Raw genomic sequence first — 14,350 nt, 5'->3', positions numbered from 1 at the left:
TGGCTCTTTTAAAGTATGGTGAATATCTCGTTCATTTTGGATATCCCCTAGATTTTTGGTGTGTAGTTTCTATTTATGGAGTACTAATTATTTTTTAATTCTTTAATATAATTTATCACCTCTTAATTTAACATTGGTGGTATAATTTAGAAGGTTTATAATTCATTAGTACCAGTAGATATATAATACATTTGGATTAGGAGAGAGAAATATGAAAGAAAAAACACAAAATTGTTTCATTGCTATTTGTTTAATATTAATTTGTTTATCTGTACCTAGTGTAACATTTGGAGCTTCGGATACAGTTGCACCTGCCATTTCTGGTGCTGTTAATAAAACGGTAAATATCAATTCTTCTTTTAACGCTTTATCCGGCGTTACTGCGAAGGACAATGTGGATGGAAATATCACGAAAAACATTAAAGTTTCTGGCACTGTTAATACGAAAAAAGCTGGAAACTATAAACTCTCTTATTCCGTTTCGGACAAAGCTAAAAATAAAACCGCAGTTACCCGCACCGTTACTGTGAAAAAGGATACCGTTAAACCTTCTATTTCAGGCGCCTCTAATAAAACGGTGTATATTAATTCTTCTTTTAATACTTTATCCGGCGTTACTGCGAAGGATAATGTGGATGGGAATATCACGAAAAATATTAAAGTTTCTGGCACTGTTAATACGAAAAAAGCTGGAAACTATAAACTCTCTTATTCCGTTTCGGACAAGGCTAAAAATAAAACCACGGTTACCCGTACGATTACTGTGAAGAAAGATACCGTTAAACCTTCTATTTCAGGCGCATTAAATAAAACGGTGTATACTAATTCTTCTTTTAACGCTTTATCCGGTGTTACTGCAAAGGATAATGTGGATGGGAATATCAGCAAAAATATTAAAGTTTCTGGCACTGTTAATATGAAAAAGGCTGGAAACTATAAGCTCTCTTATTCCGTTTCGGACAAGGCTAAAAATAAAACCACGGTTACCCGTACGATTACTGTGAAGAAAGATACCGTTAAACCTTCTATTTCAGGCGCCTCTAATAAAACAGTAAATATCAATTCTTCTTTTAGCGCTTTATCCGGTGTTACTGCGAAGGATAATGTCGACGGAAATATTACGAAAAATATTAAAGTTTCTGGCACTGTTAATATGAAAAAGGCTGGAAACTACAAACTAATCTATACTGTTTCAGACAAAGCTAAAAATACACAGACTGTTACGCGTACGATTACAATCCTAGATAATATCAAACCGAAATTATCGAATATTAAAGATATTCAAATCAAATTAGGTGAAAAATTTATTGCTTTAGAGGGTATTTCTGCTTCTGACAATAATGACGGAGATATTACTTCAGCCATTAAAGTTGATGGTTCAGTTAATGTCAAAAAAGCTGGATCCTATGTTTTAAAGTATTCGGTGACAGATAAATCAGGAAATACTGTTTCTACCAATCGTACCGTAACAGTGATTGATACACTTAAACCTGTTTTATCCGGCATTCAAGACATTCAACTTAATTTTGGGGAAAACTTTAACGCTCTAGATGATATTTCCGCTTCTGACAATAGTGACGGAGATATTACTTCTGCCATTAAAGTTGATGGTTCGGTTAATGTTAATAAAGCTGGAACTTATGTTTTAATCTATTCAGTTACCGATCAATCCGGAAATACTGTAACCGCCAATCGTGTAGTAACAGTTGTTGATACGATTAAACCTATAATTATTGGTGCTGCTGATACAATGATAGGATTACATTCACAATTTAATGTATTAGATGACGTTTCTGCTTCAGATAATAACGATGGTGATCTAACTGCTAAAATTGAAACTAGTGGTTCAGTAGATTCAGAGACTGAAGGAAATTACTTAGTAACATATAAAGTAACTGACGCGGCTGGAAATACTGCAGAGATAAGTCGAACAATCACTGTTCAAAAAATAGCTGTAACTGGTGTCTCAATCACTGCTCCTACTTCTATGAAAACAGGAGTGAGCCAACAAGTAGCGGCTATAATCTCCCCAAAGAATGCTACTAATCAACAAATAGTTTGGCATAGCTCTGATGAAACAGTGGCTTCGATAGATGAAAATGGAGTATTAAAAACTTTATCGGAGGGGACAGTAACTATCACTGCAACTGTTGACGGGGTTAGCACTTCTAAAACTTTAACAATATCGGATCGTCCTAACTTGTATTTATATAAATCCGGCTCAGCTACTATAAACAATTTAATTAAGAGCTTATCAATTAACATATACAATTATGAGTCAAACGAAAGTGTGTTTATAGAGAAGGTCGAAATTTTTGAAAATGATTCTCTGTATTCAACATACACTGCAGAAAAACTTGAAAATTCAGGGATTAACACTACTATTGCTCCTTATTCTAGCTGGGGTATGACCCTTAATTTCAAGGTTGGTATTTGGGCAAATCAAAGTAAGGTAGTAGTGACTATAAGAACCGAAAATGATAAATCGTATCAATATTCTATAGATATTTAACAATATAGGAAATTTACAAAAAGGTATATTGAAGATTCAGAGGTAGGGAAATTTACCCTACTTCTTTTTTCTTATTTTATTTAAATTGGATTAGTTTAGTCATATTTATACGTGTGAACAAATTAATAAAGAAACTTATTCACTAATGCTAAGGCTCACCGTAAATTATTCTCAAAAAAAGCCCGCCATTGATACGGCAGGCTTTTTTCATCTCTTCTTACTATTCCGTCCTCCACCCATTCAAGGGTAGTCTTAATTCAATAAAGTCAGGCTGATAAAGGCAATTCCAAATATACAGTACAGAATGAGTGTAAAGGGATGGGGAAAAATAATATATACTATCATACTAATGATCATCAGCAGGATGCTGAAGGCACTTATTTTATCTCTCCACATACTCACCTATGGTCAACTCCTTTTTCTATTGCTTTTCAGCGGCAAGGTAATCATCCAGGACAGGCTTCATTTTGTCTGTCACATAATGGCTGCCGCCGCGATTTTTCACGTCTTCGACAATCGCTGTAAGCAATATGGATGGGGAATCCGCATCAAAGATGACGGCAAAACCATTCTCTGATCCATCTTCACCCTTTTTACTTTTCAGTTCGGCGGTGCCTGTCTTTGCGCCAAGGACCGCTTTCGTGGTTTTAAGGTTATGGGCGGTTCCGCTTTCCCGCTCCACCACTTGTATCAATGCCTCTTTTACGGTATTGGCAACGTCACTTGAAATGACGGATTTGCGTGGTTGTGCTTTTTCATCTGCCAGCAATACAGGCATCACCATATTCCCGTCGTTTACGAATGGCGTGAAGGCCGTTCCTAAATGAACCGGGGACATGAGGACCTCCCCTTGTCCATATGCGGAGTCTGCAAGCAACACTTCAGTGTTGATCCCTTTATTGGAAAGCTGGCTCTTTTTCAAATATATAGGCAGCTTATAGTCTTCCTTGAATCCAAATTCAATGGCTTGTTCTTCAAATTTTTCGGCACCCATTTCCAAGGCTTCCTGTGCGAAATAAATATTATCGGAATAGGCGAGGGCATCGACCATATCAACCGAAGGAGCATCCTTTACGCGAGTTACGTAGTATCCGCCCCAGCTGTTGTCCTTCTTCCACTGCAATCCGGTAATTTCCCGTTTCTTCTCAGGAAACGTCGTGCCTACAGTCAGCCCGACGGCAGCCGTTATGGCCTTAAAGGTCGAACCCGGGGCATACAAGCTTGAGAATCTGTTTAAGAAGGGAAGCTTCGGATTTTCGCTGTACGACTTCCACTGCTCATCCGTCATGCCGCCAACCATCAAATTCGGGTCGATGGAAGGATAGCTGACCAATGCAAGCATTTCCCCAGTCAAAGGATGCATGGCCGTCACTGCCCCGGCATCTTTTTTCATCGTTTCATAAATTTCGCTTTGCAGTGCCGAATCGATGGTCAGATTGATATTTTCCCCATCAACGGCTTCCACTTCTTTGATGATGCTTTTCTGCTTGCCCGTTTCGCTCTTTATTTGGATAATTCCGCCTTTTTTCCCTCTTAATCGTTTCTCATACACTTCTTCCAGGCCGGCTTTCCCGATATAGTCCCCTTCGTTATACACATGATCGGTATCCTTTTCCAAATCCTCGCCCGTCACTTCCTTCACATAACCAATCAGATGTGCACTGCTTTCCTTTTCCGGATAGTACCTGGTTTTTCCGGTTTGGAAGGTGACTCCAGGAAGGTCTTTGCCGGTGATGCTTTCCGGTTTGAAATCTACCGGCATGGTGGCAATCGGTACGAAGCTGTCTTTTGTCACCCATTTTTTATCAAGCGCCTTATTGAAGGTTTCTTCAGGAATATCGAAAGCGCTGCTTAGCTTTTTGATGCTTGCTTCTTTGGAATTTCCCAGCTCACCTGGAATGATTCCCATATCATACACATCGGCATTAACAGCGAGCGGATTTCCATTCCGGTCACGGATTTCCCCTCGCTTCGGCAAATATGTCTGCACGCTGACTTTATCGCCCTTCTCCATTCCCGGTAAGATCAAGGAAGGATTCCACTTCACCTTCCACGCCTCCCCTTCTTCCGTATCCACTTTAGTGAAGGCAGTCTGATAGGAGGCCAGGATTTCACCAAGGAATGTATGGATTTTCACTTTAAAGCTGCCTTCATATGCTTCGATATCTTCATCGTAGAGCAGCTCCTTGGATAAAACCGTGATGGTTGAAGCCTCCATCCCTGAAAAGATGGCATCATATTTATCTGTAAAACTTTTTTTGTCATAATCATATTCTTCGAGTTCCCCTTCGGAAATGGCGTGTAGCATCGCGTCATAATCCTGCTCGGAGAATTGTTTTACATAGTCATCGAATACTTCTTCAGGTGTCGCCTTGTCGGCTTTGAGGAAACGCCATAGAAAAAATCCTCCCACTATCAAAGCGAATATCAGCAAAAATAGAGTTACTTTCTTCATCCGTCAATCCTCTTTCTTATAATGGCTGTGTGCCTAATTTGTATTTTTTTCATTTTTCGTTAGTAAGTAAGCGTCTGATAATTTATAATTATAAAATTGAACCCACTAAACAGCCATGTAGCCAAAATGATAAATCCATGACAATAATCTAAAAATTCTGACTTTTAAAGGGGGGATGAAGTGAATGTTCCATAAAACTTTCAAGGTTGTATTGAGAACCTTGCACAAAGGCCAAACCGAGGAATTCGCCTATGTATTCGAAGGGAAGAGCCTGCTGATCGGGCGTGCCAGCCAGCACTCCAAAGCTGATTTCAAGCTTTACAATGACTTTGTTTCCAGGGAACATTGCCGGATTTATATGGAGGAAGGACAGCTCCTCATTGAGGATTTGGCAAGCAAACATGGTACCTCCGTGAACCAGATGCCGCTCGTACCGGGCAATCCCTGTCACATTGAACCGGGGGATTCGATTACTTTAGTCAATGGATTGATTGAATTCATGATCTCCATCGACAACGATTTAACAATGGATTTCACGCCGGTGAACCCCGAGTTACAGCAAACCGTCGCTATCAATGAGCACCTTCAGACCGTGATCATCAATGAAGAAGCACCCATTAAAATGCCGACAAAGGAATTCAATTGCTTTAAGCTGCTTTATGAGAATTTGGACAACCTTATTTCAAAGGAAGAAATTGTCCAGCAAGTATGGCCAGAGAGAGTCGGTGATCCAGAGCAAATTGTGACGGCAGAGGAAATCGCTTCACTTCTGTACCGGGTGCGGAAACGGATAAATGGGCACTTTGCAATAAAAGCCGTCATCCAAAAGGGATATTATATGGAATCCATCATTTCGTTCAATCTATCGGACTTATAATGACAATCATTCAAAGACATGAAAAAAGCATTGCGGATAACAATGCTTTTTTTCATGCTTATATTGGAGATGGCCAGTTTATATGTCCACGGTCCATTATCATTTCTTTGGCAAATCCAGATTAGTGAATTCATCGACTGGAACGATGTCTTCTTCCATATCCATCACCTTCAGCACAACCCTGTCTCCTACATTCGTCAACACAATATCAGATAGCGCATTGACACCAGGATCCACCGAGAACCTCTTGGCATGGCCTTCGACGATTAAATGGAAGACGTATCCATTTGAAAGATTGGCATCATTGATCCTTAATACCTTCCCTTTTATTTCTTTCATCTCAAAACCTTTTTGAGGCGTCACACCGCTGACTTTCCCTAAAGAGGCAATCAGCTTTTTATAATTACGGAAAGCTTCGTCTTTTGTTTTCCCAAAGACCACTTGGGGATTATCGCTATTGGCGTAAACGATCGCCACACCTTGGAACTTGCTGCCCTTTGTAACCGGAATCACATAAGTGGGAGCACCGTAAATCGTATAGAAAATCCCATTAGTGGCTTTCCAGCCTGGGTACTTAGACAAAAACTCACTCGCATTGGCGTTGGATTTTGCTTCCTTTCCAGTCAGAACGGACGTGACGCCTTTATAGTACGTCATTTCACCTGTTTTGGCATTGAAAACACCATAACCTACAAGGGTTTTGGAGTTGCCTTTTGATTTAGCCCGGGTAAAGTCCACTACATAAATCAATTCGCCTTTTTCGTTAAACGTAACTTGCATATTATCCTCATTAGGAATCAGGACATCTTTCTTCGGCCCAATCAGGGACTGGTTTTTCCACCCGTGAACATATTTTCCCCAGTAGGTCCAATATTCCAGGGCTGTTTCCAGTGTGAATGTTCGATCTACCCATCCAGGTTCTTTTCCTTTTGGATAGTATTTCGTGTCCCCCGTTTCAGGATTCACCAATACCACCCCATCCACTACGGGACCGCTGCGGTATTTCAAATAATGTCCGACTGAAGCTACGAAGAAGGGCTTTCCATCTTCATTCGGTTCCAAATATGAATCATGAATGATTTTATTTGGATATGCCTTGCGGATCGTCCTTTCCAAATCATGATCGAGGTACTGTGAGGGAGCATAGAGCATCTTCCCTTTGACAGTACTTGCCCCTTTATCCGTCGCTACGGCGGAAATCAGATTATAACCTGGCGTGTATTCCGCTTTCCCGGCTTTCAAAAACCCATCCATTTCAATGGGTGATGTATAAGCCAATTCTTCATTGATATTGGTTAGACGGTATTCGCCTTCAGTGAAATATGATGCATTTTCTATTTTATTAATTGCTGCATCGCCTTTTGCGTCAGCCATTTTCACTGTAACGAGCGGCATGGTTTTTATATCTTGAACTTCTTCCAGCTCTTTTTTCTTATCGACCTTCGCCAATCCATGCAGATCTGCGGCAAAAGTGATCGGGTAAAACAGCATGATGACCCATGCTGCAATCAAAACGACACCTATCAAGCTGTTGAAATGTACGTTCCAAGGTGTTTTTTGCTGCTTTGCCCCTTCATTTCCCCTCCGATTCCGTCTGGTGCTTGAAGATTCACTGGCACTGTACATATACATTCTTGAATCGATGATGAGAATGAGCCCTAGAATAATGGCAAAACTCGAAAAGAATGCAGCGGCAGTAAGATCCAGCAGCATGATATCGATAACGAAAAACAATACGGCAGCAGAAACTAAAAGTCTCAAAACTTGTTCAATGAAAAAAGGTATATCCTTTTTGGTAATTGCGTTTATCCATCTCTGCGGAATCAAGGAAAGTCCCAGTATGGCAAATGGTATTTTCATTAAAATTCCTTTTAAGATGAAACCGAGTAGTGAAAGTATCATAGTTTGAAAAATCTCTCCTTGTCATGTATGTTCCTATTTACCCATTTTACCACTTTTGTGCAACTATTTTACTATTTTTTAAATCTAGCGAAATTACGTCAAAAACTATTTACTCCAACGATGCTACTTTTACCAATTCAATGTTTATATAGACTCTAGAAAAGAATGGATGCCAAAGGGGGCGAAGCCATATGATTTATGAAGAAACATACCAATACCTATTAAGAAATGTATCCTCCACTGAATTCAATACGTGTTTGTACGCCTTGCTCCACAGTGATTGGGACGGGGTCATTCAGAGCCCGCTTCATATGATGGCCCGGGGAGTCGGAACGACAGAAAAGTACTTAAGGCAGATCATCCATAAATTCACCGCACCACAAGGATCACTAAAAAAAGTGTTTATGCCTGTTCATCAAGGTGAAGATGTTTTATACAAGTTTAACCTTGGACCTGCAAGTAATCTTGACTATAACAGGAACACGGACCGTTATTGCAAGAAATACCGTTTCTTTTATAGCGCTGCTTTCAAAGCCTTAACGATTCATGGAAAACGGCTGCTGCTTATGGGTGCCTTTCGAATGTCCGTTTTGAAGTCTGAAGAAGTCCTGTTCGATTATCATGAAATCGTTCCTGATTCCCGCTCACCATTCACAAGGCAGCGCTTATTGGATGCAGTCGCTGCAATCCATGACGCTTTAGGCCAAATCGTGAAGATTTCTTTTGCGAGCAGAGCTTTTTCAAAGAAAGAAGTTCTGGTGTTCACCTTTACCGAAGGCGTCTTGGAGCACTATAAGGAAAATAGGGCGGAACGGGCATTATTGCGGAGAACGATTTTTAACTCTGGCTATCTTGGGCATATCAATGATTCTGTATGCAGGGAATTGGAACGGGTCGGTAAATATATTTTCCGTTCCTTTCTGCAAGAAGCGACAAACATCTCCAATGATATCCAAAAGGAACTGCAGAAGTTAGCCCGTTTCGTCTATTCTCATTCTCTTAAAAAATTTGGCCAGGCGCTTCCTGCTAATAAGCAGTTGCTTCTTGCCCCAAAACAAGCCTCTGCTTATTTAAGCAAGATCATGTACAATGAAACATTGGAACAGATGGTCAAGTATGCCCACCAGGCAGAATCCATCAAAAGCCTGCTTGAACGCGTCCATTTTCATAGAAACATCTCAGAGAAATCTCTTCGCCGGGTAGTGAATGATTTGGAAATGGCAAAACATATCGAGCCCATTCTCCATAAGTACCAGCAAGCAGACTTCATCCGCAATGTACTGAACGACTGGTGCGATACATGGCTCATTTCCCGTGTAAAGACAGTGACCGAAGATTTACGGGCAGAAGGAAAAAGGAAAAGTACCGATGATTGTAAGCAGGTTGCTGCGAATATATGGCTCGCATTAGAAACGATACATATGGCCAGTTGGATAGGCTGTTGACCTTGGTTCTTAAATTCGGCAATCATGCAGTGGCCCCGGCTGTCCGGAACTTTCCTCTCACAAAGAAAAAGGAAACCCTCCAATCTTATTTCGCGATTCAAAAGGAGCGTCTCGATCTTCTCTTCATTCCCTAATATGGCTATTCATAAGTTTTCCAAGAGAGAACGGATCCGTTCTCTTTTTTTGCTTGTAACGAAAGCCTGTGAATTGAAGAATGACGATTGTTGTTTGGTTATTGGCCCATTGTGGATTTCTCCTCTGAATTCGTGTGTTGCATATGGATCTTGTAGATAAGCCAATTTGGTCATCAAGTTGTTTTGACAGCAGGCCATAACCCGTGTAAGGGCACGGGTATTTATTATGGAGTTATTCTAAGGGTCTTAGAATGGGTCTATATAAAGGAACTGAAAAATGTTCTGATCATCAGTATGAATAAGGGGTTGAATCTCGGCAGACCACCAAAAGAAATGGGCCCCCATTTAGAATGGAAAGCCCTCATGATTTGCTATGGTATTAATAATATTTTCCCCGAACTTTTCCGGCTTTCAAGAAGTCGATGTGCATCCGCCCCATTTTCCAACGAAAAAAGAGTCGGTTCTTTGATGAGGATTTCCCCTGACAGAATCCATTGGAATAGCTCTGCTGTTCTTCTTGTCCGTTCTTCATGGGTAGTCAGGACATTCCAAAGGTCACCACCAATTAATGCCTTGGATGTATCCATTAACATTCTCGGGTCGATTTTTTCTGGATCACCGCCTGCCATCCCAAAAAATACGACAGTTCCTCCAGTCTTGGCCGCACTGAAACTATCCATCAAGGTTTGGCCCACTGATTCATAAACAACATCAACACCTTTACCGCCGGTTACATCCTTAATGGAATCCACCCAGTCCGATCCGTAAAGGAAAACATGATCCGCACCCATTTGCTTGGCAACAGCCGCTTTATCATTCGATGAGGTCAAGCCAATGACCTGACCGCCCTTCATCCTGATCATCTGTGTCAGTAATTGACCGACTCCACCTGCAGCGGCATGGACCAGAATGGTTTCCCCTTGTTTAACCGGATGGCTGTCATGAGTTAAATATTGGGCAGTCAATCCTTGAAGTAAAACGGAAGCGGCCGTTTCAAAGGAAATGCCCTCAGGCAGCGGTAACAGTTTATCAGCTGGAACTGAAACCAGCTCCGCGTTTGCATGGGGAACATCAGCGAACCCGACACGATCTCCTGCTTTCACATGATGGACATCTTCCCCGACATATTCGATGACCCCTGCTCCCTCATACCCTAGAATGAATGGGGGATCACCCACCAAATGATAATTTCCTTTCCTTCTATATACATCAGCAAAATTCAATCCGATTGCTTTCATTCGAACGATCACGGCTGATTTTGAATGTTCAGGTTCTGCAATTTCCCTTACAGACAGAACTTCCGGCCCGCCGAAATCATCAAAGACAAGTGCTTTCATCATCCTAACTCCCTTCAATGGTTCTTCATTCTTTAAGATAAAGGATGAACCCTTTGATGGCAAGAAACACAAATGACCGCCCTGCCCTTAAAGGCTAGAGCGGTCACTAAGTTTTCTCAATCTGTATTGGAGCCAGGACCGTTCTTTCGTTTATTCGCAGAGTATTCTTTACCGTGCGCTTCATGTTCTGCAATGATATCCGCTTTCGGAATATGGTTATTCTTTTTCGGTGAAGCGATACGGTTGCGATGTTTTTTTCCCATGATCTATCTCCCCTTCATTAATGCTTTTTTTAGGTTGAACTGTTTAATGCATCTAATGTTAGCTTGTCCGATTACCACAGAAATTACCGGAAAAATAGGCACTTCATAATAAAGGAAAAACCTTCGCGGAGCCCGAATGGATATAAAACTGATATAGGAGGAGAAAAAAATGTTTCCTTTATTGAACACGGAAAGGCTACGCTTACGGGAAATTCATGAAAGTGATGCGGAAGCTCTTTTCCAATGTTTATCAAAAGATGAAGTCACCCGCTTTTATGGCCAGGACTCATTGGAAAATGTCGAACAGGCGAAGGATATTGTAGCATCTTTTGCGAAAAACCACCGTGAAAAACGAGCGATACGATGGGGAATCGGTTTCAACGACCTTGATTCAACCCGCATCGGCGCGGTCGTTTTTCTTGAAAACCTGCCATCAAGTGAGCTCTTTCTTAAGCAGGGCTTCATCCAGGAAGGAATATTAAGGAGTTATATTTACCAAAACGGTATCCCTCATGATACATATGTCTATTCCTTACTGAAGTGAAACAAAAAAACCTCCATTGAGGAAATTCGCAAAATCCCTTCCGATAACTGGCTAGACTAGCCCGCTTGATGCTTGCTTTGATGAGGGCTTTGCAAACAATCGGGAGCGCGATTTAATGCTTGGACCGCAAGACAAATGCTCCGGAATCCGACTAAATGAAGTGGAGTCGAATAAATTTGTGAACGGTCGAATAAACTGCCGGGCAGGTCGAATAACTCCGGCAGCGGTCGAATATACTGCCGGGTAGGTCGAATAAACTGCCGGGTAGGTCGAATAACTCCGGCAGCGGTCGAATAAAGTCTCCGACGGAGATCAAATGGAATGTTTTTTTAGAAAAAACTGTAGGAAAACTGGATTTTCTTGAATTTATCAACAATTTGGGGTTCGGAATAGATTCACCCCGAACCATGATTAAAAAAATCGGCACTCCTGCCGATAACCGGCTAGACGAGACCCTCTTGATGCTTCCTTTGATGAGGGCTTGGCAGTCAGTCGGCGTAAAGGGAGCTGATTTCTGGAACCAAGATTCAGTTCTGTTCGGAGCTTCCTTTCCCCATTCCATTTACTTATTTTAATAAGATAAAACTGTAAATAAACTTCCTTAATATTCCAAATTACCTACAAAAAAAAGTCACCAAAACATGGCGACTCCCACTTCACGATTTAAGTAACTACAAGATAGTCCTTCAAAGCCTGTTGCAGTGTACCCTTTGTTTCTGCTTTATCGAGCTGAATCCCTGAACGGATCATTTTCGTAACAACCTCTGGGCGTAATCCAGTCACCACAGCTTTACACCCCATCATTGCCGTTCCATCGAGGATTTTCATCAGATCATCGATCATTTCAACTTCTATTTCGATGATACCGGACAAATCCAAGATCAATGTCTGTATCCGCAGTTTACCTATCTCCATCAATACTTTTTCTTCGATTATCTGTATTCGTGAATGATCGATTGTCCCGATTAACGGAAGGACACAGGTGGTGGAAGTGACGGGAATGATAGGGACGGATAGATTTTCCACCAAGTTTTGCTGAGCGAGAATCAATTTGTCTTTATAATCAGAGTAACTGACGAAAAAGGATTTAAGAAAAACATCAACACTTTCATTCACTCTTTTCTCTAATTCAAAAAAGACCTTGGAATCCTCAATAAACGCTTTCTTATCTTGTTCAAACTTATAAAGAAAGGTCCAAAGCGTTCTGCGAAGGGCTTGAATCCATTCCAGCTTGAATGAAAGCGTCAAGGAGTGGGTTGCCCACGTAACTCCCTCTTTTTCGGCAAATGCAATCATATCCGTTTCATTCTGTTCCACTATATATCGAATGAGCTTATGTGCATTATTCAAAAGGTCGACATTTCCAATCAGTAAAATTTCTTCGATTTTATCCCTGACATTGACTGCTGCTGATAAAAGATATTCTTCAAACTCACTTTTATTCTGCAAAAGGAATTCCATTATTTTATCTTCGTCATAAACAAAACTCACTCTTCTCCACTCCCTTTTTGAATATCCAACTGTGATTTTTGTTACTATTTACTTTCTATATTGGTGGAGTTTTTTCCTGCTAATTGATCATATATTAAAAAGGTGGCAAGTAAATGGTTAAGCCGGTTACATCTCATCTCCTGAAAAAACATTTTTCAATGCGGAAGAGAATATCAGATGGGTGGACGATTTCCCATATTTAATGGCTTCATCAACGAAGTCTTCCAGCGTTTCCATGGAAAATGTACTTATTTTAATAAGATAACTGTATTGACCGGCTAACCGGTGGCATTCCAAAACTTCCGGATGGCTCAAGCTGAATTGATAAAAGTCTTTGCATCGATCCGTTTCGAATAATATGAATGCCGTTATGCTTCTATCAAGTTTTTCAAGGGATATTTCCGTTTTATAACCTTTTATCACTCCGCTTTCCTCTAATTTATTCACACGTTCTTTCGTTGCTGGAGCCGTTAAGGAAACTTCATGTGCCAGTTCTTTCATGGACATTCGACCATTATTCTCCAGTAAGGAAAGTATTTTTTTATCCGTTCGATCCAATTCAATCACCCCTACTTTTTATTATTAACTGATTCCTTTCAAATACATTATAAAATAAATAGAAAAGGAATGATTACGTAATTAATCGTATGTATCAGGAAATTTGCTTTTTATATAATTAACACAATATATATAAGGGGGTTTCTGCTATGAAAAAAGTATTGCTGCTGCTATCCAATGGATTCGAAGCGGTTGAAGCGAGTGTGTTTACAGATGTATTGGGCTGGAATAAATTAGAGGGTGATGGTACCACTGATCTGGTTACCGTTGGACTACATGAACAATTGAAATGCACATGGAATTTCATCGTGAAGCCCGAATTGACGATCGATGAAGTGAACCTTGATGACTTCGATGCTTTGGCCATTCCAGGAGGTTTTGAAGAAGCCGGTTTCTATGAGGATGCCTATGATCAAAGGTTTCTTGATGTAATCAATTATTTTCATAATAAGAACAAAATCATAGCAACCATTTGTGTAGGTTCTCTCCCACTAGGAAAAAGCGGGATTTTGAACGGAAGAAAGGCCACTACGTACAACCATCCAACCAGTAAGAGACAGGGCCAGCTAAAAGATTATGGTGCGATTGTGGTGAATGAACCGATTGTCGTCACGGACAATATCATTACATCCTACAATCCTTCCACAGCATTCGATGTTGCCTTTACGCTCTTGGAAATGCTCACTTCAAAAGATAATTGTAAACATGTAAAGGAATTGATGGGTTTCCATTAAGAATGTCTTCGGAACCTATACAATTTGGATGGTGATTTCCGCTCCAGACACTCGCTTTCCGCAGGCATTCGGCGGAAAGGGAGCGGATTTCTGAAATC

11 protein-coding genes are annotated in these 14,350 nt (G+C 40.7%); 5 read left to right on the top strand and 6 right to left on the bottom strand.

What is annotated here, in order from left to right; genetic code table 11:
* Positions 1–211: 211 nt before the first annotated feature.
* Entirely contained in the window at positions 212–2,512 is a 2,301-nt protein-coding gene (locus ABOA58_RS04945; protein WP_350301455.1) for an immunoglobulin-like domain-containing protein, read from the top strand.
* A gap of 421 nt (positions 2,513–2,933) precedes the next feature.
* Here ABOA58_RS04945 and ABOA58_RS04940 read toward each other — a convergent pair whose 3' ends face one another.
* Positions 2,934–4,967, bottom strand: coding sequence for a penicillin-binding protein PBP4(5) (locus ABOA58_RS04940; protein WP_350301454.1), 2,034 nt, complete (start codon positions 4,965–4,967; stop codon positions 2,934–2,936).
* 184 nt (positions 4,968–5,151) lie between these two features.
* Here ABOA58_RS04940 and ABOA58_RS04935 point away from each other — a divergent pair, with 184 nt between their 5' ends.
* The gene (locus ABOA58_RS04935) at positions 5,152–5,844 is read left to right on the top strand and encodes an FHA domain-containing protein (protein ID WP_350301453.1); all 693 of its coding nucleotides are present in this window, start codon (positions 5,152–5,154) and stop codon (positions 5,842–5,844) included.
* Positions 5,845–5,943: 99 nt separating this feature from the next.
* Here ABOA58_RS04935 and ABOA58_RS04930 read toward each other — a convergent pair whose 3' ends face one another.
* A complete protein-coding gene (locus ABOA58_RS04930; RefSeq protein ID WP_350301452.1) occupies positions 5,944–7,704 on the bottom strand; it encodes a hypothetical protein in 1,761 nt (586 codons plus the stop codon).
* Between the two features lie 233 nt (positions 7,705–7,937).
* Between ABOA58_RS04930 and ABOA58_RS04925 the strand changes: the two genes are divergently transcribed.
* Positions 7,938–9,191: a hypothetical protein gene (locus tag ABOA58_RS04925; RefSeq protein ID WP_350301451.1), complete on the top strand. Its 1,254-nt coding sequence runs from the start codon at positions 7,938–7,940 to the stop codon at positions 9,189–9,191.
* Positions 9,192–9,696: 505 nt separating this feature from the next.
* Here ABOA58_RS04925 and ABOA58_RS04920 read toward each other — a convergent pair.
* Positions 9,697–10,662 carry a quinone oxidoreductase family protein gene (locus tag ABOA58_RS04920; RefSeq protein ID WP_350302799.1) on the bottom strand — a complete coding sequence of 322 codons (966 nt, stop codon included), beginning with the start codon at positions 10,660–10,662 and terminating at the stop codon, positions 9,697–9,699.
* 116 nt (positions 10,663–10,778) lie between these two features.
* Positions 10,779–10,925, bottom strand: a complete 147-nt coding sequence (locus ABOA58_RS04915) for a hypothetical protein (protein WP_100298038.1) — start codon at positions 10,923–10,925, stop codon at positions 10,779–10,781.
* Positions 10,926–11,094: 169 nt separating this feature from the next.
* Here ABOA58_RS04915 and ABOA58_RS04910 point away from each other — a divergent pair, with 169 nt between their 5' ends.
* Positions 11,095–11,469: a GNAT family N-acetyltransferase gene (locus tag ABOA58_RS04910; RefSeq protein WP_350301450.1), complete on the top strand. Its 375-nt coding sequence runs from the start codon at positions 11,095–11,097 to the stop codon at positions 11,467–11,469.
* 663 nt (positions 11,470–12,132) lie between these two features.
* On the opposite strand, the gene ABOA58_RS04905 is transcribed toward ABOA58_RS04910, so the two are convergent.
* Positions 12,133–12,960, bottom strand: coding sequence for an STAS domain-containing protein (locus ABOA58_RS04905; protein WP_350301449.1), 828 nt, complete (start codon positions 12,958–12,960; stop codon positions 12,133–12,135).
* 126 nt (positions 12,961–13,086) lie between these two features.
* On the bottom strand, positions 13,087–13,518 hold the full coding sequence (locus ABOA58_RS04900; RefSeq protein ID WP_350301448.1) for an Lrp/AsnC family transcriptional regulator: 432 nt from the start codon (positions 13,516–13,518) through the stop codon (positions 13,087–13,089).
* Between the two features lie 149 nt (positions 13,519–13,667).
* Between ABOA58_RS04900 and ABOA58_RS04895 the strand changes: the two genes are divergently transcribed.
* Positions 13,668–14,252 (top strand): DJ-1/PfpI family protein, encoded by a 585-nt coding sequence (locus ABOA58_RS04895; RefSeq protein WP_350301447.1) that lies wholly within the window; start codon positions 13,668–13,670, stop codon positions 14,250–14,252.
* Positions 14,253–14,350 lie beyond the last annotated feature (98 nt).

This window comes from Peribacillus frigoritolerans, assembly GCF_040250305.1.
In the GTDB taxonomy this organism is placed as follows: domain Bacteria; phylum Bacillota; class Bacilli; order Bacillales; family DSM-1321; genus Peribacillus.
The sequence above is the reverse complement of the archived record's forward strand: the minus strand, read 5'-3'. Positions and strand labels throughout refer to the sequence as shown.